Origin of the sequence: Shewanella loihica PV-4, from assembly GCF_000016065.1 — a bacterium.
Classification (GTDB): Bacteria; Pseudomonadota; Gammaproteobacteria; order Enterobacterales; family Shewanellaceae; genus Shewanella; species Shewanella loihica.
The window spans coordinates 667,782-688,988 of the sequence record NC_009092.1 but is presented as its reverse complement, the minus strand read 5'-3'; the positions used below and the strand labels follow the sequence as shown (position 1 = coordinate 688,988).

Below are 21,207 nucleotides of genomic sequence, written 5' to 3'. Positions count from 1 at the left end.
TTAGCACCAGTCATAAGCCTTTCTTATTAGGCCCGATTCCCAAAGCCCGGTGTGAATAAAGGTCACACTTTTTTCACATTCTGGCTAAAAATCGCTGCGCCAGATCACGCGCCCCCCGCCTATGTGGTTTACCACAATACCCCTTAATTTTGTGCGGGATAACAATGGACTCAGACCTCCTGCGGGAGGGAACAAAAACCAATAACAGTGTGTGATTTCATCTGCCCTTGCAGATGAAGGAGGAAACCATGATAGAGCTTGATAGACGAACGTTTATTAAGGGTGCCGGTGCAGGGGGTGCAAGCTGTGCGCTGGCAACATTATTACCCGGTTCGCTGGCAGCGCTGGAACAGAAACCCCTACAGGGTATGGGCAAGGAAGTCGCCAGCATCTGTGAGATGTGCTCGACACGTTGCCCTATCTCGGCGCGGGTCGTCGATGGCAAGAATGTGTTTATCCAGGGCAATAGCGCCGCTAAATCCTTCGGCGGCAAGGTGTGCGCCCGTGGCGGCGCAGGTCACAGCCTGCTGTACGATCCACAGCGTATCGTTAAGCCACTGCGCCGGGTGGGCGAGCGCGGCGAAGGCAAGTGGGAAGAGATCAGCTGGCAAGAGGCCTATAAGACGATCGCCCACAAGCTTAACGACATCAAGCAGCAACATGGCCCAGAGGCCGTGGCCTTCTCCTCCAAGTCCGGCTCATTATCGGGACACCTGTTCCACCTGGGCAAGGCCTTCGGCTCACCCAACACCTTCACCCACGCCTCCACCTGCCCCGGTGGCTATGTGATCGCCGCCAAGGCGATGTTTGGCACTAAGGTGAAACGCGACTTAAGTAACTCCAAGTACATCATCAACTTCGGTCACAATCTCTATGAAGGGATCAACATGTCCGAGACCCGCGGCCTGATGAAGGCGCAGATGAGCAAGGGCGCCAAGCTGGTGGTATTCGAGCCACGCTTCTCAATTGTGGCCGACAAGGCCGACGAATGGTTTGCCATACGTCCGGGGACAGATGTCACCGTCGCCCTGGCCCTGTGTCATGTGCTGATCTACGACAACCTCTACGACCAGGCCTTCATCGAGCGCCATGTCGAAGGTTTCGATGCCTTCGCCAAGGAGGTCAAAGCCTATACTCCAGAGTGGGCCGAGGGGATCAGCGACGTGCCCGCCAAGGACATCCGCCGCATCGCCCACGAGTTTGCCGCCAAGGCGCCTCACGCCGTGGTGGACTTTGGTCACCGCGCCACCTTCACCCCGGAAGAGTTCGAGATGCGCCGCGCCCTGTTTGCCGCCAACGTGTTAATCGGCAACATTGAGCGTAAGGGCGGCCTCTACCTGGGCAAGAAGGCTAAAACTTACAACAAGTTTGCCGGCGACAAGGTCGCACCCGGCCTGGGTAAGCCAGGCGTCGAGGGCATGCCTAAGCCTGCGGCCAAGCGTATCGACCAGGTGGATGAGCAGTACGCCATGATGTGGTCATCGGGCGGTATCTATCAAACCATTCTGGATGCCACCCTCAAGGCCAAGCCCTATCAACTCAGGGCCTGGGTGATGAGCCGCACCAACCCTATGCAGACCATGACAGACAGAGCCTTGGTGGTTGAGACCCTGAAGAAGCTGGAGTTTGTGGTCAGCTGCGACGTCTACATCAGCGAAACTGCCGCCTACGCCGATATCATCTTGCCCGAGTCCACCTATCTGGAGCGGGACGAAGAGATCGCCGACAAGTCGGGCAAGAGCCCTGCCTACTATGTGCGCCAACGTGTGGTCGAGACCATAGGCGACACTAAGCCAAGCTGGCAGATCTTCAAGGAGCTAGGCCACGAGATGGGCCTGGGGCAATACTTCCCTTGGGAGAACATGGAGAGCTTGCAACTGCTGCAAGTCGATCGCGACATGGCCCGCTTCAACGAGATCAAGCAGAAGGGTTATGTCAGCTACGGCAAACCGCTGATGCTGCGCGAACCGTCTATGGTGGCGGCATTCGTCAAGCAATACCCCAATGCCAAGCCCACAGATGATGACGGCACCTATGCCAGCGCCATGAGCTTCAAGACCCCGAGCGGCAAGATTGAACTCAGCTCAGACAAGGTGGAGAAGATGGCCGCCGGTCGCGGGGTAATCAAGTACCGCGAGGTCAAACTCAAACAGGACAACGAGCTCTATTTCATCCAAGGCAAGGTAGCGGTGCACACCAATGGTGCCACCCACAACGTGCCCATGCTGGCCAACCTGATGTCTGACAACGGCGTGTGGATCCACCCTATCACAGCAGGACGCTTAGGCATTGCCAGCGGCGATAAGATCCGCCTCACCAGCAGCGTCGGCAGCGAAGAGGGTACGGCCCTGGTCACGCCGGGTATTCGTCAGGATACCGTGTTTGCCTACATGGGCTTTGGCTCTAAAAACAAAGAGCTCGCCAGAGCGACCGGCAAGGGGGTTCACTGCGGTAACCTGCTGCCCAACAAAACCGCGGCCGTGTGCGGCATGAATATCCACACTACTGGCATCACGCTAGCCAAGATCTAATAGGAGTCCAGTATGAGTAAAAGATATGTAATGGTGCACGACGAGAACCGCTGCATCGGCTGTCAGGCCTGTAGCGTCGCCTGTCGCAGCGAAAATGGCGTCCCCGAGGGAGTCACCCGCTTGCAAGTGCGCGTAGAAGGCCCCTTCGGCGATGCGCCGCACCTGCACTTTAAATATAACCGCGTCTCCTGCCAGCAGTGTGAGAACGCCCCCTGCGTCACCGTCTGTCCGACGGGTGCGGCCTATGTGGGCGACGATGGCCTGGTCTCCATCAAGGAAGATAAATGCGTCGGCTGTATGTACTGTGTGGCGGCCTGCCCCTACAAGGTGCGTTTCATCAACCCTGAAACCAAGGCGGCCGACAAGTGTAACTTCTGTAAGGACACCCGCCTGGCCCGCGGCGAGCTGCCCGCCTGTGTGACCGTGTGTCCCACAGATGCACTGACCTTTGGCGATGCCAATGACCCGAGCAGCGAGGTAGCCAAACTCATCAACACCAAAGCGACCTATCAGGAGAAGACCCATCTGGGGACCAAGCCTAGGGTCTATCGCATTCCAACGAAACGTGGGGGGATACAGTCATGAACAATACCTGGGGCGATATGGCGCAATATGATCCAGTCACCTGGAACTGGGTTATCGCAGTCTACCTGTTTATGGCAGGCCTCTCGGCGGGCTCTATCCTGATCGGCATCGGCCTGCGCTGGTACAGCAAAGAGAAGGCAATAGAGAGCGCGATTTTAAAAGCCGCGGCCATCATCAGTCCACTGGCCATCACCTTGGGTCTGGCCTGTCTGGTGTTTGACTTGACCAAGCCGTTTGAGTTCTGGCTGATTTTGGTCAACTACAACTTCAGCTCTGTCATGTCTATCGGGGTGCTGGCACTGCTGCTCTACTCACCGATCGGCATCGCCTACTCGTTGATCGTGCTAAGAGATGAGCTGACCAAGTGGAAATTGGGCTTCCTGGTACCTGTGGCAAACGCCATCATGCCGATGCGCAAGGCGATTGAAGTGGTGCTGTTTGTGTTAGCCATAGGTGTGGGCGCCTATACCGGCTTCCTCATCTCGGCGATGAACGCCTACCCTATGCTGAACACGGCTGTGCTACCGGCGCTCTTCCTGGTGTCTGGCCTGTCAGCCGGCGCGGCGGCTAACGCTATCGGCGCACTGCTGATGTTTAACACCCACAGCCATGATGCCAACCTAAGTAAGATGCATGGCCTGGAACTGCCCGTGATGCTGAGCGAGATTATGTTCCTCTTCATGCTGTTCTGCGCCCTCTATTTCAAGGGTGGAGCTGCTGCGGCGGCGCTGGCGTCACTCACTACAGGTGTCTGGGCCAGCGTGTTCTGGGTCGGTGTGGTCGGTATCGGCTTTGCCATCCCGCTGCTCACCATGTTGATGCCGTCGCAGACACGTCACAGCAAGGGCGTGATGATCGCCGTGGCCTGCTGCAGCCTCACCGGCGTGCTGGCCCTGAGACACTTCGTGATCTACGCGGGTCAAAGCTACATCAGCTAATCTCATCTCCATAAACGCAAAAAGCCCAGCATCTGCTGGGCTTTTTTATGTACTTGCGAGCGATTACTCGTCGTCTTCGTCCCGTTACTCGTCGTCTTCGTCGAAGAAGTCGTCATCCAGATCGCTGTCACCGGCGGCGTCACGCTCGGCGCGCCATTTCTCGGCGGCGGCTTCTTTGGCGGCAGCGGCTTCGTTACGCTCGACACGCTGCTTGGCGCGACGCTCGTTACGCAGCATCAGGTTATCGACTATGCCCTTGAGGGTCTCTTCGCCCCAGGCCGTCGCCTCGGCTTCGCTGGCAAAGCCAGTTTGCGCCTTAGTTACCACTGTCTTGCGTGCCGTCATGCGACGGGTGACTTCGGCGGTCCAGCTGCCTTCGGCTTCGCTCACGCGAAGACCGTATTTCTTGTTTTGTGTCATGTTAAATTCCTAATTCGATCTTCGAGTGCAAACGTGGCGCTCATTGAGGGAAACAGCGGTCTAATATACCACTGTCGTCAGAAAGGCGGCTATTGTAGTCTCCTCTGGATAAAACTCAATCATTAGCGCGCACAAAATACGAAAAAGTTGCCCAGGCATAACTGGCGAATTCGATAGCACTTTGCTATCGCTTAATGTAAGCTGCACGCCCGCCAGCATGCTGGCTCCCAATTATCCGGCCCCGTCGCCCAAGAGATCCATCTATGAGTTTTACCTCCCTGGGGTTATCCGCCCCCATACTCAAAGCTGTAGCCGACAAAGGTTATCAAACCCCCTCGCCCATCCAGGCCCAGGCTATCCCAGCAGTATTGTCGGGTAAAGATGTGATGGCGGCGGCGCAGACAGGCACGGGCAAGACAGCCGGCTTTACTCTGCCACTACTGGAACTACTCAGCCAGGGCCCTCGCGCCCGCAGCAAACAGGTACGCGCCCTGGTCTTGACGCCAACCCGCGAACTGGCGGCCCAGATCGCAGAAAGCGTCACCACCTATGGTCAGCATCTGCCGCTTCGCAGCGCAGTAGTGTTCGGCGGTGTCGGCATCAGCCCACAGATCAGTCAACTTAAACGCGGCGTAGATATCCTGGTGGCCACACCGGGCCGCCTGTTGGATCTCTATCAGCAAGATGCCGTGAGCTTCTCTCAGCTGGAGACACTGGTGCTGGATGAGGCCGACCGCATGCTGGACATGGGCTTTATTCACGACATCAAGAAGATCCTCGCCATCTTACCGCCCAAGCGGCAGAACCTGATGTTTTCCGCCACCTTCTCCGATGAGATCCGTACCCTGGCCAAGGGGCTGGTGAACAATCCGGTGGAGATCTCGGTCACCCCGCGCAACAGCACAGCCAACACGGTACAGCAGCTGATCTGCCCGGTAGACAAGAACAAGAAATCCGCAGCCTTGGTCAAGCTTATCCAGCAAGGTGACTGGCAACAGGTCTTGGTATTTAGCCGTACCAAACATGGCGCCAACCGTCTGGCTAAGCATCTCGAGGCCAAGGGGATCACCGCCGCAGCCATCCACGGTAACAAGAGTCAGGGTGCCCGCACCAAGGCGCTGGCTAACTTTAAGTCGGGCGACGTGCGCGTGCTCGTAGCCACCGACATCGCCGCCCGTGGTCTGGATATCGACCAGCTGCCTCAAGTGGTCAACTTCGACCTGCCTAACGTGCCCGAAGACTATGTGCACCGCATCGGTCGTACCGGCCGCGCGGGCGCCGATGGCAAAGCGGTCTCCCTAGTGAGCGACGAAGAAGCCAAACTGCTGGCAGATATCGAGCGCCTGATCGGCAAGCTGCTGCCGCGTGCTGAAGTAGAGGGCTTCGAGCCGACACACACCCTGCCCGAGACCAACCTGACGCCTAAGCGCCACGGCCAGCACAAGGGACCGCGTAATCCTAAGCCTAAAAGCAACAGCCAACGCAGCAGCAATCGCTCAAGCAACGGCCAGAGGTCAGATAAGGCTGGACAGCCTCGCCGAGGCGATCAAGCTCAGGGCAACAAAGAGGGTCAGGGCCGTCGCCGAACAGGCGCAAGTACTGGTACCAGCAAGCCTGCGAGCGAAGGTCAACAAGCGCAAAACCAAGGCAAGCAAGAGCATAGGGACGGTAACGCCCCAGCCCGCCGCCGCAGACGTCGTCGCCCTAGCCAGGGCACGCCTAAACCGGCCACTAATTAGTCGAGCTAGCACTTAACAACGAACGCCTAAAAGCCTGTCATCCGACAGGCTTTTTCATATCCCCACCTAAGCATTTAGTTGCGATAGGATGACCATGGCATTGACTTATCGGGACGATTTACCGACAGTAGCCCTTAAACAGCAAGGGGCCTTTAGCGAACAAGGAGCCGGGCATGACGATACAGAACGATCAGTATTTACAAGGCGGCTGCCTGTGCGGCGCGCTGCGTTATAAGGTGTCGGCGCAGCCGTTCGATAGCGATTACTGCCACTGCAGCCAATGCCAAAAGAGCACTGGCGCGATGGCCGCCTGCTGGATGGATTTTAAGGCCGACCAGGTCACTTGGTTACAAGGGCCCCCCAAGGAATACGCCTCTTCAGACAGCATACGTCGCGGCTTTTGCGAGCAGTGTGGTACCAGCATTAGCTATCGCAGTACCGACTACCCAGATTACTACACCCTGAGCATCGCCAGCCTGGACGATGCCAACGCCGTCGCCCCCAGATATCACATCTACACGGGCAATCAGCCAGACTGGCTCAAGATTGACGACGACCTCCCCAAATACCGCCAGAGCCGCAGTGAAGGCTGAGGCCGGTTTAGAAAGAAACGACCTCTAGCGCTTCACGGCGCTAAACAGGGCTACGCAGCCCACCTGCTTGATACTGACCCGATCGAATCTGGCGCTTAACTCCTGGGTCAGGGAATCGATATCGTCGGCCTGATTACAGAAGATCCCCTTCTTGTTGTAGACAGCCATCAGCCTGGCCGCGAAGGCATTGGGCGTGATGCCTGTGCCTAGAATTGTGCTGCCAAACAGCACGGCGCCCGGCTTCATCACAGATTCGAGATGAGAGAAGAGCTCGCATTTCTCTGTCATGGTGCCCGGCAGGCAGTGCAGCAGATAGTTCACGCTGACCGAATCGAAGCCATCGCATGTCAGCTCAAGCGGCGCCAGGACGTTGCGGCAATAGATCTCAGGGGAAAGATGACGCACCACGGCCGAGGCCGATGCCAGGCTGTTCTCATTAAGATCCATCAAGGCGATGCGCCGGGTATGCGCGGGCATATGATGCTTGAGGTAGTAGCCTGTGCCGACACCGACATCCAGGTGATTGGCTGAGGTCAAGGCGGCAAACTGCTCGGCGATCAGCTTTGTAGGACACTTCCACAGATAGTGATTGGAAAATCCCAGCACCCAGAGATCATAGATGGCGAGCACACTCTTGGAGTAGATCGCCTGACCCGCTACAACGGCCTCTTTATTCATTTTTTCTTACATACCAATAGATTAACGAGGGCGGAATCTATACTAAAACGCCCTGCAAGGCAAAATTACCTTACGCAAAATGACCTTACTAAGATTAACCCTAGCGGCTGCCTAGCTCATCTAGTTTCACACGCTTTCTTAACCCGGTAGGGCGAATACAGCTGGGGATGTCGAGTCATGGCGTCTTGGTGTACTTATCACCTGCACAGGGCTGATGTGCAGATACGCTTGTGAGACGCCGCAAGTACGTTCCCTACAGACTATGCCGTGGCATCTGATGTGTATGGATTCACGAATGCCGCAATGACATGGATGTCATAACGCGGCCCTGTCACGGACAGTTCACTAGCGTATCTACACTGGGGCTCTATCGTCTCTTCGATATAGGGTTGATTGTGTAACTCGTACAAGCTGACTTATTTTTGGACAAAAGAATTTAGACCTTCGAATGAAGGTTTTGGTTTTTTAGCTTGTAACCTTTAGCAGCATAGGTTTTTACTTCGCTGATGGCAGCGTTGACCTTCATGGTTTTGAATTGCCTGCGGCAGGCTTATGTGCAAACACATTTGTGACACGCTACGAGCACATCCATGTGAGCTCTGCCTCGGCATCCATGCCTCGGAAGGTCACAAATGTGTTTACACCAGTATCTATCGTCTCTTCGATTTAACGTTATTGCACAACCTAGCTTTAAAACATTCTTGGACAAAAATGAATTAGAACTTTAGAGCTATATATGTGGGCTTCAGATTAATGTTTGTATGTGCTAATGCTCTAAACAGCGGCGGAGCGAAGCGACGTCCGGCCCGCTTTCGGGCGCTGCTGATTTTGTTTGTTAAGTAACGTTCTCAAGTTGGAAAACGTATGACAACTGATCGATTCGTCCTGATTTCTTCTCTGCTTGAGCAAGGACTTTTGGAGCATTTGTTCCTCCTGTACAACGGTACATTCCGATAAACTCATAGTGTTTGTCTGTATCAGATCCTTTGGTGAAAACCGGAAAAATAGTATTTGGTTGGCTAATTAGTAAAGCTGCCTTTTGAGTTACTTTTTTAGCGTTGCCAGCTTGAACTTCCGTTGGGCAATCAGGATTTAATTTTCGGTTAAAACACCCAGCTAAAATCACTTTATTTTTCTGAGGTAGGTATGTTTGTATTTCACCACCAACTAGCTGCTGTATCTCTGTTCGCGTGAATAAATTCCCTTTTTTCAACTTATCCATAAGATTTCCTTTAGTTACTTAACCCATACTGCAACGGACGGAGCAAGCTTGCTCGCTTAGATCCGATTGCCTGTGATTGTTAAATCGTTTCATGGGAGAACACCTTAACTGATATAAACCCAGTGGCAAAAACTCCAATCCCGGAGAAAAGTAGCATAATTGCGATGTTGCTAATTTCCCTACTTTGGTAGATGTCTGCAGCTCCCCCCCCTAAGCCCAATACTGCAAACAGACCACCTAACGCGAAAGGAAATTTTAACGGATTGTCATTGGCAAAGAGGTTCATGTTATAAGAAGGGGTGTACCACTTAGAGTCTTTGCTAAAGATTCTACAACTCCATATGGAGAGAAAGCACATAGCTCCAAACACTAAGGGTGCCAGAAGAAAGTCATCTCTTCCCCATTGTATATCCATCATATCCCCGAACAGAATTGACTCTGCAGCCCCGAAGCAAAAACAAAACACTAGCAGTATTGTATTGATGAACTTCCACATGCTCTTAGATTTAACCCCCAAAGCAGGGGTGAGCGTTAGCGAGTCCAGCCCACGCGCCTTTTACGTGAGCGATACTGCCTTTGCTTGTTAACTGCTGCTTAGCTAAATTGTTTGCCATAAGCATCTAGGTGGTGTTTGAAGAACCTTTCATATTCTTCTGCCGATTTAACCAAAACTGTTACTTCTATACATTGCTCACCCATCGCCTCCGAAAGATCTTCAATGGTAATGGACTCACTAGCTATCTCTTCGTTGGTATCACATGTATATATTTTGTAGTCGGTTTTCCCTTCACCCGATAAATAAAAGTCCGTTGGATCGACTGCACCAAAAACGAAACCCATGGGAGGATCGCCGCCTTCTAGTTCGGTTATGCCAATGACTTTATCTTGTCTTTGAATCTCGTACTTCACTCGATTTCTCTTGGGCAGTTAACGCCCAAATCAGGTGCGCCGTAAGCGTCACCTGGATTTACTTGTTAGCTTATGCTTACACGGAACAGTGAATTTAACGATTCCATATGTGAGCTATTTCTTTGTGGTGAATCTTGATAGTTTTCTAAACGATCAAGTTCTGACTCAATAAAAGCATTTAACACTGGAACAGCAGGTGCATACTCTTTTTCTAGGCTTCTCTTTTTACGCTCCAGAAGATCTGAAATAGCCTGATCTATAGTTGAACCAGTGGGTATTAATGTCCGAAGTTTTACAAACTCAATTGGTGCTGGCTTTTGATATTTTTCGAGCCACATGATTGAAAGTAAAGGACGAAGAACATAGAAATACTTTTTGATTGGCACTATTTCTTCTTTAAGATAGCCCCTGTAGTTTGTCTTCGCCATGCTACGATAATGGTAAATTCCTTTCTCTACGGAATATACAGTATCGAGAAGCTGCCTTGCTCCTTTTGCAAATGAGTGATCATCGACATAAACAATTGATGATTGAATCCATTCTACAAAAGCTGGATTGGACTTGGAAAATAGCTGCAAGGCCTTTCTGATATCCCAGCCATTTATATCAATCTCATCAACGATCTCATACTCAATAACATCTCGCTTGTATTCCAAGTCAACAGAAACATACCAGTCTTTAGGATGAGCATAAATAAATCTAACGTCATAGTCGCTATTTGGAGATTCAAATCCCCAAGCTCTGCTACCAGATTCGACAGCATAGAGAACTTTCACGTTATGTTCTTTTTCTGCGTTTCTGATTCTTCGCAGAATTTCTTTCTTGATGTTTTCTGTGATCATAATTGTAGTGAGCTAACATTTTACTAGTGCGCATGCGCGTTTACCTCGTTGAACCAGTGAAAACGCGCACAGTTAACTATCTGTATATAATGAACTTATCAGCATTTTGCTAAATATACCATCCGAAAAGATGCGCATACGCGCTTTCCAAACCTATTACCTACTGAGTATGGAATTCAATAATTTGATTTTAAATGGATTTACATTATCCATAACGGCAAAATGCGGCCAAATCGAAGAGGCGTTAGATACCGAGTGTAGATACGCCAGTGACCTTCGGTTTCATGGATGAAACCGTAGAGCGGCCAGGGATGGCGCACAGCGTGTCACGGGCGTATCTGCACATAAAGCCTGCGGCAGGCAATAATTTTCAGTGATGGGTCGACCTTCAAACTCACTCAACAAATAAACATGCTGCCAAACGCTACTCAAACAAAGAGATAGGATATCTCGATGAGTAGCCACCACCAAACCCCAGGCAACAAAAAAGGAGCCAACCTAAGTCAGCTCCTTTTCCAATCACCGCGCTAGATTACGCGATTAATTACTTTAACTCCCACGCCCGGTAACTCTTACCCTTGAGCTTACCCTTGACGATCTTGTTAAGTGCCTTGCGCAGCACCTTGCGATCCACCGCCACGTAGGAGCGGAACTCAGTGATCTTGATCTTGCCGACTTCACTACCCTCTATGCCGTTGTCACCGGTAAGACAGCCGAGGATATCGCCCGGACGCACCTTCTGCTTCTTGCCGCCGTCGATCTGAATGGTGACCATTCTGGGTTGAGGCGGCATGGTGTCCAGCAGGGCTTCACCGGGCAGCGCCTCACCGTCTATCTCGCGGCCAAGTGCATCTGCCAGCAGGGATAATTTGTAGCCATCTTCGTGGTTAAAGAGGGTATGGGCGGCGCCCTTGCTGCCAGCGCGGCCGGTGCGGCCGATGCGGTGGATATGCACCTCAGTGTCATAGGCCATATGGTAGTTGACCACCATGTCCAGGGCGTCGATATCCAGGCCGCGGGCCGCCACATCGGTGGCCACCATGACGCTGGCGCTCTTGTTGGCAAACTTGAGCAGCATTTGGTCGCGATCCCGCTGTTCCAGATCCCCATGCAGGGCCACCACGCTGAAACCGGCATTGGTCAGCTTAGCCGCCACATCCTTGGTCTCACGCTTGGTGTTACAGAAAACCACGGCGCTCTCGGGCTGATGTTTAAGCAGCAGAAGCTGCAGCGCCTTCATGCGATCGTTGTTGTTGCCGCACTCGTAGAAGTGCTGCTCGATGCTCTCGCCGCCGTGCTGTACCTCGACCTTCACCATGAGGGGATCGATCATGAACTGCTCGCTAAGCCCTTGGATCTGCTCGGGGAAGGTGGCACTAAACAGCAGGGTCTGACGCTCACGGGGCACCTCTTGCATGATGGCGTCCAGCTCACGCTGAAAGCCCATCTCCAGCATGCGATCCGCCTCATCCAGCACCAAAGTATCGACGTTGTCGAGATCCAAGCGGCCTCTGTCCAGGTGATCTATGATACGACCCGGCGTGCCGACGATAATGTGGGCGCCGTGTTCCAACGAGCCTATCTGCGGCCCCATGGGCACGCCACCACACAGGGTAAGGATCTTGATGTTGTGGATACCGCGCGCCAGGGTGCGAAGCTCTGCCGCTACCTGATCCGCCAGCTCACGGGTAGGACAAAGTACTAACGTCTGGATACGAAAACGCTTCACATCCAGCTTGTTGAGCAGGCCTAAACCGAAGGCGGCTGTCTTGCCCGAGCCCGTCTTGCCCTGGCCTATGACGTCCTGCCCATTGAGGATGGCAGGCAGACTCTGGGCCTGAATAGGCGTCATCTGGTGAAAGCCGATAGATTTCAGGGTATCGAGCAAAGCGGGGTTAAGCGGCAGACTGTCAAAAGCCCCGCTTGGCGTAGTAGCGTCAGATTGACTCACGGTAATTTCCTAATGCTGTGCCGAGAAAAACTGAGTTAGATCAGGCACAAATAAAGCTATGTGATGGCAGCAGCCGATGAATCTTCAAGGGCGTGCGTGGATATGGCGGCGATTATAGCAGCAATCGGGCGGCAATGCGCCAATTAGACGGGGAAGAAAATAAAAGCCGCCGCGAGGGATCGCGACGGCATTCAGGATTAAACCAACCAAAACTGAGTCAAACAGTTAGGCGGTTGCCATCTCGGCGTCGGTATCATTCTTGGCATCGATACGCTTGATCACGGCGCCATAGATGATGAGTGACACCGCCGACACACTGGCGATAGCGGCAAATACATACCAGATGTAGTGAGCATGTGCCGAAGCCTCGACCCAGGCGGCGTGGTCGTTATAGACGCGCGGATCCGGACAGTAGGCCTCCAGCAGGTAACCCGACAGACCGAAGCCCAGCAATGAACTGATGAAAGAGTGCAGGTGCGAGAAGCCCAGGTAGAGACCCTCTTCGCCCTTAGGCGCCTGTAGCGAGAAATACTCCAGGAAACGCGGCGAGATGAAGCACTCGGCCAGGCCCTGGAATACGATGCCTATGATCATCATGGCGGCGATGGGGTGCATGCCCAAGATGGTCTCGCTACCGGCAAACATGTTACCCGAGGCCATCAGCAGCGCCGATACCGGCATGATAAACATCCCCACCGTCATAGAGGTCAGCGCGCTGCGCTTGGCCATCATACCTGTGACGAAGCTGACACAGAGGAAGACCACCAGAGGGTTGACGTTGGCGTACCAGGACGGCGATGAGCCCTCACCGGCCATACGCAGCACATATTTTGGCATGGTGGCGTAGAGCTGATGCTGCACCATCCAGAAGCCTGTGATGATCAAGATCAGGGCTATCAATCGACCGTTAGACAGTACCTTGAGCAGCGCCTGCCAGATCTCGCCCAGGCTCTTGCCGGAGCGGTTCTCCTCCGTGCTCTTGAAGAAGAGCATGATGCTGAAGAAGGCGATCAGCGTCATGGTGGCGGCGAAGTAGTTGAGGTTAATAAGCCCCAGGTCGCCCATGGATTCGCGCAGCGGCTTCACCACTGTCTTACCCGAGAAGGCGCCAATGTTAACCATCATGTAGAAGATAGAGAAACCCTTGGCACGGGTCTCGGCCGTGGTCGATAGCGCCACGGTACCTGTGATCACCGCCTTGATGAAGGAGCCACCTATCATGATGACGATAAGAATAGGCACGATCGCCCAGCGAATATCCGCCTCCTTAAGGCCGTGATATATGGTCTCCTTGCCATATTCCACCAGCCCTTGAGATTCGATCAGCGCAGGGAATATCGCCAGCGACGCATAGCCTATGGTTAACAGGCCAAACGCCAGCAACAGGGCGCCGCGAAAGCCTATCTTGTCGGCCAGGGCGCCGCTGAAGGTAGGTAAAAAGTAGAGACCGGCCGAGAAAGAGCCCGCCAGCCAGGCGGCTTCGACGTCGCTAAAACCGAGAATACGTGACAAATAGAGGGTGATAACGATGAACACACCGTAATAGGCCGCTCGTTCGAGCAGCTCGACGCCGTTGGCGATCCAGAAGATTCTGGGGAAGCGCGGCGCCTCTGTGGACTTAGAGTTATTATTCATTTTTAGTCTTCCAGGCAAAAAAACACCTCAAACTACCCCGAGCCGCGCCCAGACGCAACCTTAGCGTCATGATGGGGATCAATTTTTGGCAAAAGTGGGCGACAAACTTACAAGAAGTCCGCAACAACTAAATGCACTCCTCTACAGGACGAGCCTAGTTCTCCATACTGAAATCGATCGATTAGCCATTAAATATCAGCAACTTCTAAATGTATTTCTCACCTGCAGATTCATCATAGTCTCCTATACTTAGGTCAGATTAGGAGAGATGCTAATGTTAAAACTCAACATCCGTCGTAAAGTCGTACTCGCCACCCTGGCCTCTGTCGTGTTATCCATCTTTTTGATCAGCCTCTATGCAATGTCCAATAGTCGGGAGATCATTCTCGACAGCACCCTAAACCGAGAATTACCAGCGGTTTTAGGTGAGGTCGCTAACGATATTGACGCCCAGTTATTGATGCCGATTACAGTTTCCAAGGTGATGGCCAATAACCTCGAATATCAGGCCATGATACGTCAAGGTGAACCCGAAGCTAGCCAGGCGACACTTATAGCCTCCCTCGCCAATATTCGTCAGCGATTTGGCGCCATTACCGCCTTTCTGGTCTCTAATACCACGGGACGCTACTTCACCCATGAAGGACTCTTTAAAACCGTCTCTCCAAGTGATGACAGAGATGCCTGGTTTTATCGCTTCTTAGGTAGCGGTAAAGATTACGATTTGAGTATCGATGTCGACGATCTCAACCAAACGCCCACCCTGTTTATCAACTATCTAGTACAGATAGAGGGTAAGCCGAGCGGTGTAGCGGGCGTGGGGCTGTCACTCAACAGTCTGGCCGACAACATCAAACAATATAAGATTGGTGAACAGGGGCGCGTCTATCTTACCGACGGCAATGGCCAGATAAAGATCCACGGCCAAAGCCAGTTTGCCGGCAAGCAACTGAGCGCCTTGGGCATCAAAGATCCGCAAGCATTGCTGTCTCAGCAGACCTTTGCCACCTCAGAATATGATAACAATGGTGTCGACACCCTAGTCGCCAGTCGCTACATTCCCTCAATCGGCTGGTATCTTATTGCCGAAGTCCCACAAGACGAGCTGTTTGGCGCCATCAATAAAGCCAGTTGGCAACTGGCACTGATGGGGCTGATACTGGCCGCCATTATCATGTTCACCAGCGCCTGGCTGATCAACCGCCTTATCTCTCCCTTTGGCGAGCTTGCAGATATGTTGAAAAGCATTGGTGAGGGAGAGGGCGACCTCTCACTGCGACTGGACGACAGTCGTCAGGATGAGACCGGCAGCATGGCTGCCAGCTATAACCAGTTTGTCACCTATCTCAGTAAGACACTGCAAAGCGTATCGGCAACAGCCAACGATCTGTTTCAGGCGGTCGAGCGGATCGACAATCAAGCTAAACATATGGAACATGAGATCAACGATCAGGTCAGCAAGATAGAGCAAGTAGCAACCGCCATTCACGAAATGGGCATGACAGCCCAAGAGATCGCCAGCAGCGCCAACAATGCTGCCGAGAATGCCCAGGTCGCCGACCAATCGGTTAATCAGGGCAATCAGTCGGTACAAAATACCATAGCCTCAGTAGCAAGCATGAGTGAGCAGCTACTGACCACCAGCGAGACGGTATCGCAACTTGCAGAAGATGCCAGCTCCATCGACACTGTGCTTGAGGTGATCCGCGGCGTGTCGGAACAGACTAATTTGCTGGCACTGAACGCAGCAATCGAGGCTGCACGAGCAGGCGAACAGGGCCGCGGCTTTGCGGTAGTGGCTGATGAAGTCCGCACACTGGCTTCTCGCAGCCATGCCTCTACCGAGGATATTCGTCACATCATAGAGAAGCTACAGGCGAAAACGACCGAGGTGGTCAACGCCATCGGCCAGAGTACAAACCAGAGTCAACAGAGCCAACAGGAAGCCAGCCTCTCAGGCGAACACCTGCATAGCATCGCCGAAAACATTCAGGCCATGAGCGAGATGAGTATGCAGATCGCCACGGCGACGGAAGAGCAGTCCAACGTTGTTGGTGAAATCAATCCTCATGTCACAGCTATTGCCGATATCTCACGCAGCAGCAGTGACGTGGTTCGCCAGACTTCGCTCGATTGTAGCGATCTAAGAGAGATGGCGGTACAACTCAACGAACTGGTGTCTCGCTTTAAGTTTTAATCTCGAAGGCGCCGGGCAATAATCTCGGCGCCTTCGTATAAAAGCGATTTTATCGCTATCATGTGTGCCACTTATCCCCCAAACAATAGACATACAGAAAATGAGCCAAGCCAACATCAGCAAACAGCAACTCATCGACCAGCTCACCGCCTGGCAGCAGGGCAAGAAAGATAACGAAGAGTTACAGGACTGGATGGTGACCCATTATGATCCCGACGAGGTCAGCATAGGCCAGGGGGAGTGCGAATGGACTGTGGAGGCGATGAATATCGTGATGAACGAATATGAGATCGCCAAGACGGAGAAGTTCAGGCAGGAAAATGCTCAGCTGGCGATCGACTTCATCCTCGCCGACGAGGCGCGCTTCAATCAGACGCGCCACCTGTTTCTACAACAGGGTTTTCACGACTAAGTTTTTCACGACTAACTTTTTCACGACGAAGTTTTTCGCGACTAGGCTTTTCACGCCTAAAAGCGTTAGGGCTTAAACACCCCGATCACTGCGCCTGTGGCCTGCTTGGCCACCTCGGCCTCGGCCTGCTGCTCTCGGTAATCGCACTCGACGCACTCGACCGTCTCGACTCCCTGCTCCTTAAACAGCACTATGCTATCCTGGGCATGACACTTGGGGCACTTGGCACCGGCAACGAAACGCTTCTTGACTCTGACTCTACTCACGCTTGACTCAACCTGTTGGGATAAAAACTCTGTCGATGGGGCCATTTTGCCACAAGGCGCGGCAAAACACCCTATCGGATTCAAAATGTCCCGGCTAAAGAGTGGCAAGCCATACCCCAACTGGGCTATCATCCCAAGCCTATTAATCCTTAGCTATGCATCAAGTCGACCTCAATGATCACCATTACCCAAGCGCAACTTATTCGCGGCTCCAAGACCCTATTGGATGAAGCCTCTCTGACTGTCTACCCCGGCCACAAGGTCGGCCTGGTGGGTGCCAACGGCACGGGCAAGTCATCTCTGCTTGCGTTGATCATGGGACACCTCAGCCTGGATAAGGGTGAGATTAGCGTGCCCACGGGCTGGCAGATCGCCACAGTTGCCCAGGAGACCCCGGCGCTTGAGGTGAGCGCGCTGGAATATGTGATCGACGGCGACCGCGAATATCGCGAGCTGGAAGAAGCGCTGCACAAGGCGCAGCTAGAAGATAACGGTCACCAGATCGCCCTGCTGCATGGCAAGATAGACGCCATCGGCGGCTACAGCATCCGCGCCCGCGCCGCCAGCCTGTTGGCCGGCCTAGGCTTTAGTGAGGCCGAGCAGCAAAATCCGGTGAAGAGCTTCTCGGGGGGATGGCGCATGCGTCTCAACCTGGCCCAGGCGCTGCTTTGCCGCTCCGAACTCCTGCTACTGGACGAACCCACCAACCACCTCGACTTGGACACCATGTACTGGCTAGAGAGCTGGATCAAGGCCTATCAGGGCACGCTGATCCTCATCAGCCACGACAGGGACTTTATCGACGCCATCGTCGACGAGATAGTGCATGTCGAGCACCATAAGCTCAACTACTACAAGGGCAACTACACCGCCTTCGAACGCATCCGCGCCGAGCGTATGGCCCAGCAACAGGTGGCCTATGAGCGCCAACAGAAAGAGCGCGCCCACATGCAATCTTTCGTCGACCGCTTCCGCTACAAGGCCAGCAAGGCCAAGCAGGCCCAGAGCCGTCTCAAGGCGCTGGAGCGGATGACTGAGCTGCTGCCCTCCAAGGCCGACAGCCCCTTCTACATGGCGTTTCGCGCCCCCGAGGCCCTGCCCAACCCGCTGGTGAAGATGGAGCAGGTCTCCGTCGGCTATGGCGACAAGGCGATCCTCAACCATGTGCATTTGAATCTGGTACCCGGTGCCCGCATCGGTCTACTGGGGCGTAACGGCGCGGGTAAGTCGACGCTTATTAAGCTGCTGGCCGAACAGCTCAAGCCCATGAGCGGCCTGTATGAGCCAAATCCCGGCCTCAATATCGGTTACTTCGCCCAGCATCAGCTGGAGTTTTTGCGCCTGGATGAATCGCCGCTGCAACACCTGACGCGACTCGCCCCAAACAACCGGGAGCAGGAGCTGAGGGACTTCCTCGGCGGCTATGGCTTTAACGGCGACATGGCCCTGTCTCCGGTTCGCCCCTTCTCCGGCGGCGAAAAGGCCCGTCTGGTGCTGGCGCTGCTGGTGTGGCAACGCCCTAACCTGTTGCTGCTCGATGAGCCCACCAACCACCTGGATCTCGAGATGCGTCACGCCCTGACCATGGCGCTGCAGGACTTCGAAGGTGCCATGATCATCGTATCCCACGATAGACACCTGCTGCGCCTGAGCTGTAGCGACTACTACCTGGTGGATGGCGGCGAGGTGAAGAGCTTCGACGGCGATCTCGACGACTATCATCAGTGGCTGCTGGACGCTGCCAAGGAGGCTAACAAACCTGCCGCCCAGGATGATGCGACACCAGCCCAGGATAAGAAGCTGCAGAAACGATTGGAAGCGGAGCTGAGACAGAAGCTGTCACCGCTGAAGAAGGCTCAGGCCAAGCTTGAGAAGATCCAACAAGATTGCAGCGACAAGCTGGCCGAGCTGGAAAACCTGCTGGCCGACACCAGCCTGTATGAGGCCGATAACAAGGCCAGGCTCACCCAGATCCTGGCCGAGCGAACCCAGCATACTCAACAGCTTGAAGAGAGCGAGATGGAGTGGCTGGAGCTGCAAGAGAACATAGAGGCCATAGAGCAAGAGGCCAAGCTGCAGAGCTAACGCGCGAAGCTTTCACTCAAGCCAACCCAGCACCAAAGGGAAAACCTAAGCGATACAAGGATGAAGTATGAGCCATGTAAATCATTTTGACGCCAGCCTGTGGCAGACCTGCGACAGCCTCTACGAGAAGGGGCAGCTGCTCTACCTCAAGCTGCAAGATGACTACGGGCTCAACGTCAATCTCCTGCTGCTGGCCCAGTGGCTCGACGAGCAGCACTACTACCTGAGCGACCAGGATTGGCGCCAGCTCAGCGAGCAGGTCGAAGCCTGGGAGCTGAAGGTGCTCAAGCCCTACCGCAGGCTGAGAAAGCTGAGCAAACACAACCTGGCCGAGGCCGAGTATCGCCAGATGCTAGAGGTAGAACTCATGCTGGAGCGCAAGTCCCAGGGGATGATACTGCGCCAACTCAGACAGCTTCCCAATGAGCAGGGCCAGGCTAACCTGCCCCGCTATCTCGGCCTGTTTCAGATAGAGATAGACCAATACCACCAGCTGGCACAGACACTGATCCGCTAAGGCCTAAGAATCAAAACCAAAGCCAAATCCCAAATCCAAATCCCGAGCCCAGCTATTTAAGCGCCGCTCAGCTCTTCGGCCAGCAGACTGGCGTTGCGGGCGGTAATGCCATAGATGGAGAGTTGAGGGTTGGCACCGAGACTGGTGGGAAACAGCGAGCCGTCCATCACCGACAAATTCTCCAGATAATGGCTGCGCCCCCGGCTATCTACCATGGCCATCTGCTTATCTTCGCCCAGCGGGCAGCCGCCCATCACGTGAGCCGAGGCCACCACTGTCTTAAAGGGCGCCAGCGTCATATCGGCGATAGCCTCCTTGGCCGCCTGCCAACTCGGCAGATAGGGCATCCCCTCGCTCATAGGCAACACTTTCTGCGCCCCGGCGGCAAACTGTAGCTCGGCCATGCTGGCAAAGGCGCGCCGTGCGGCCCGCCAGAAGGCGTCGGTCAGTGGGTAATCCAGGGTATAGCCCTTGTCTGTCAGCAGCACCTGGCCACCCGGGCTGTCGGCATGATAGCCATCTCGCATCAGAGCAATCGTCACCTGCAGCTGATTAAACTGGGCCATCAGCTCGGCGTGACTCTGGCCATATCCTAGGGATTTCGAGGCAATTAACACCGGATGAATGGGCGGCACCTCCAGCTTATAGCCCAGCTCGCCGTCGGCGCCATCTTGCCAGACAAATTGATCCGAATAGATGGATTGTGGGGCGCCGCTATGGCCATTGATGGCGTCGTTAAACAGGGCGCCACTGAGTACGGTTGGGTGCAGGAAGGTGCGCTTACCCAGCAGCTTTTGCGGATCCGGCAGGCGGGAGCGCATCATCAGGGCCGGCGTATGGATGGCGCCAGCGCTGAGAATATAGTGCTTGGCCTTTAACATCAGCTGCACACCGCTGGGGCGCAGCGACTCGGTTAACGCCTGAGCCTTGAGGGCGTACACCTTGTCGTTATGGTGTTCTATCTTGCTCACCTTGGCGCGGCTCACCAGGGTCGCGCCGCGATCCAGCGCCGCCGGTATGGTGGTGACCAGCATAGACTGCTTGGCGTTGACCGGACAGCCCATGCCGCAGTAGCCAGTGTTCCAGCAGCCGGCCACGTTGCGTTTGATGACGGTGTAGTCCCAGCCCAAAGCCTCACAACCCTGCTTGAGCGCCATGTTGTTGCGGTTGGGCTCGAAGGGCCACTTTGTGATGCTCAACCGCTGCTCCATCTTCTCGAACCAGGGCGTTAGCGCCTCCCTGGAGAGGCCTTCGACCGACTTGTGTTCGGCCCAGAACGCCAGGGCATTTTCCGGGGTGCGGATAGAGGTAGTCCAGTTGATGGTGGTGGAGCCACCCACGGCGCGTCCCTGAAAGATGCCGATCGCCTTGTCCTTGGTCTTCATCGAGGCAGCTTGCTGATAGAGGTTGGGATAGGCGCGCCTTTCCTCCATGTTGAAGCTCTCGGACGATTTCAGTGGCCCACCTTCGATGATAATCACAGACAGCCCCGCCTCGGTCATGATCTCGGCCGCCACGCCACCACCGGCGCCGCTGCCGACGATCACCACGTCGGCCTCAAGGGTTTGGTCTTGGGTCAGTTGACTGGCATCTATATGTTTCCAGCCGTTTGCAAGGCCGGTCACTATGGGATCTTCGATGGCCAATGGCGCTCCTTTGCCCCGTTGTCGGGGTCAGTGTTTATCTA

General features: G+C 54.2%; 19 protein-coding genes. 9 read left to right on the top strand and 10 right to left on the bottom strand.

Annotation, left to right across the window (positions count from 1 at the left end):
- Window positions 1–248 precede the first annotated feature (248 nt).
- The 3 genes from phsA to nrfD are packed head-to-tail and all read left to right on the top strand — an operon-like array spanning window position 249 to window position 4,054.
- Window positions 249–2,531 carry a thiosulfate reductase PhsA gene (gene phsA / locus SHEW_RS03130; RefSeq protein WP_011864414.1) on the top strand — a complete coding sequence of 761 codons (2,283 nt, stop codon included), beginning with the start codon at window positions 249–251 and terminating at the stop codon, window positions 2,529–2,531.
- 12 nt (window positions 2,532–2,543) lie between these two features.
- On the top strand, window positions 2,544–3,116 hold the full coding sequence (locus SHEW_RS03125) for a 4Fe-4S dicluster domain-containing protein (RefSeq protein WP_011864413.1): 573 nt from the start codon (window positions 2,544–2,546) through the stop codon (window positions 3,114–3,116).
- Window positions 3,113–4,054: an NrfD/PsrC family molybdoenzyme membrane anchor subunit gene (gene nrfD, locus SHEW_RS03120; protein ID WP_011864412.1), complete on the top strand. Its 942-nt coding sequence runs from the start codon at window positions 3,113–3,115 to the stop codon at window positions 4,052–4,054. Before SHEW_RS03125 ends, nrfD begins: the two co-directional genes overlap by 4 nt.
- A gap of 84 nt (window positions 4,055–4,138) precedes the next feature.
- On the opposite strand, the gene SHEW_RS03115 is transcribed toward nrfD, so the two are convergent.
- A complete protein-coding gene (locus SHEW_RS03115; protein ID WP_011864411.1) occupies window positions 4,139–4,474 on the bottom strand; it encodes a DUF3622 domain-containing protein in 336 nt (111 codons plus the stop codon).
- A 263-nt stretch (window positions 4,475–4,737) separates the two neighbouring features.
- Between SHEW_RS03115 and SHEW_RS03110 the strand changes: the two genes are divergently transcribed.
- Both SHEW_RS03110 and SHEW_RS03105 read left to right on the top strand, forming a co-directional pair.
- The gene (locus tag SHEW_RS03110; protein ID WP_011864410.1) at window positions 4,738–6,213 is read left to right on the top strand and encodes a DEAD/DEAH box helicase; all 1,476 of its coding nucleotides are present in this window, start codon (window positions 4,738–4,740) and stop codon (window positions 6,211–6,213) included.
- A gap of 173 nt (window positions 6,214–6,386) precedes the next feature.
- Window positions 6,387–6,806 carry a GFA family protein gene (locus SHEW_RS03105; protein WP_011864409.1) on the top strand — a complete coding sequence of 140 codons (420 nt, stop codon included), beginning with the start codon at window positions 6,387–6,389 and terminating at the stop codon, window positions 6,804–6,806.
- Between the two features lie 24 nt (window positions 6,807–6,830).
- Here the strand turns inward: SHEW_RS03105 and SHEW_RS03100 are convergent, their stop codons facing one another.
- The 7 genes from SHEW_RS03100 to SHEW_RS03070 all read right to left on the bottom strand — a co-directional run bounded on the left by SHEW_RS03100 (window position 6,831) and on the right by SHEW_RS03070 (window position 14,043).
- Window positions 6,831–7,484, bottom strand: a complete 654-nt coding sequence (locus SHEW_RS03100) for a methyltransferase (protein ID WP_011864408.1) — start codon at window positions 7,482–7,484, stop codon at window positions 6,831–6,833.
- 835 nt (window positions 7,485–8,319) lie between these two features.
- Window positions 8,320–8,706, bottom strand: coding sequence for a hypothetical protein (locus tag SHEW_RS03095; protein ID WP_011864407.1), 387 nt, complete (start codon window positions 8,704–8,706; stop codon window positions 8,320–8,322).
- A 79-nt stretch (window positions 8,707–8,785) separates the two neighbouring features.
- Entirely contained in the window at window positions 8,786–8,992 is a 207-nt protein-coding gene (locus SHEW_RS21040; protein WP_502577621.1) for a hypothetical protein, read from the bottom strand.
- Between the two features lie 308 nt (window positions 8,993–9,300).
- Window positions 9,301–9,615, bottom strand: coding sequence for a hypothetical protein (locus SHEW_RS03085; RefSeq protein WP_011864406.1), 315 nt, complete (start codon window positions 9,613–9,615; stop codon window positions 9,301–9,303).
- 65 nt (window positions 9,616–9,680) lie between these two features.
- A complete protein-coding gene (locus SHEW_RS03080) occupies window positions 9,681–10,457 on the bottom strand; it encodes a nucleotidyltransferase domain-containing protein (protein WP_011864405.1) in 777 nt (258 codons plus the stop codon).
- Between the two features lie 544 nt (window positions 10,458–11,001).
- The gene (gene dbpA, locus SHEW_RS03075; RefSeq protein WP_011864404.1) at window positions 11,002–12,408 is read right to left on the bottom strand and encodes an ATP-dependent RNA helicase DbpA; all 1,407 of its coding nucleotides are present in this window, start codon (window positions 12,406–12,408) and stop codon (window positions 11,002–11,004) included.
- Window positions 12,409–12,633: 225 nt separating this feature from the next.
- Complete coding sequence (locus SHEW_RS03070; RefSeq protein WP_041406349.1) at window positions 12,634–14,043, bottom strand: MFS transporter; 1,410 nt, start codon at window positions 14,041–14,043, stop codon at window positions 12,634–12,636.
- Window positions 14,044–14,317: 274 nt separating this feature from the next.
- Between SHEW_RS03070 and SHEW_RS03065 the strand changes: the two genes are divergently transcribed.
- Window positions 14,318–16,240 carry a methyl-accepting chemotaxis protein gene (locus SHEW_RS03065; RefSeq protein WP_011864402.1) on the top strand — a complete coding sequence of 641 codons (1,923 nt, stop codon included), beginning with the start codon at window positions 14,318–14,320 and terminating at the stop codon, window positions 16,238–16,240.
- 100 nt (window positions 16,241–16,340) lie between these two features.
- Entirely contained in the window at window positions 16,341–16,652 is a 312-nt protein-coding gene (locus tag SHEW_RS03060; protein WP_011864401.1) for a hypothetical protein, read from the top strand.
- A 65-nt stretch (window positions 16,653–16,717) separates the two neighbouring features.
- Here the strand turns inward: SHEW_RS03060 and SHEW_RS03055 are convergent, their stop codons facing one another.
- On the bottom strand, window positions 16,718–16,918 hold the full coding sequence (locus SHEW_RS03055; protein ID WP_011864400.1) for a YheV family putative zinc ribbon protein: 201 nt from the start codon (window positions 16,916–16,918) through the stop codon (window positions 16,718–16,720).
- Window positions 16,919–17,092: 174 nt separating this feature from the next.
- Here SHEW_RS03055 and SHEW_RS03050 point away from each other — a divergent pair, with 174 nt between their 5' ends.
- Together SHEW_RS03050 and SHEW_RS03045 are read left to right on the top strand one after the other, a co-directional pair.
- Window positions 17,093–19,003 (top strand): ABC transporter ATP-binding protein, encoded by a 1,911-nt coding sequence (locus tag SHEW_RS03050; RefSeq protein WP_011864399.1) that lies wholly within the window; start codon window positions 17,093–17,095, stop codon window positions 19,001–19,003.
- A gap of 67 nt (window positions 19,004–19,070) precedes the next feature.
- Complete coding sequence (locus SHEW_RS03045; protein WP_011864398.1) at window positions 19,071–19,520, top strand: TIGR02444 family protein; 450 nt, start codon at window positions 19,071–19,073, stop codon at window positions 19,518–19,520.
- Between the two features lie 56 nt (window positions 19,521–19,576).
- Here SHEW_RS03045 and SHEW_RS03040 read toward each other — a convergent pair whose 3' ends face one another.
- Entirely contained in the window at window positions 19,577–21,166 is a 1,590-nt protein-coding gene (locus SHEW_RS03040; RefSeq protein WP_011864397.1) for a GMC family oxidoreductase, read from the bottom strand.
- Window positions 21,167–21,207: the final 41 nt, after the last annotated feature.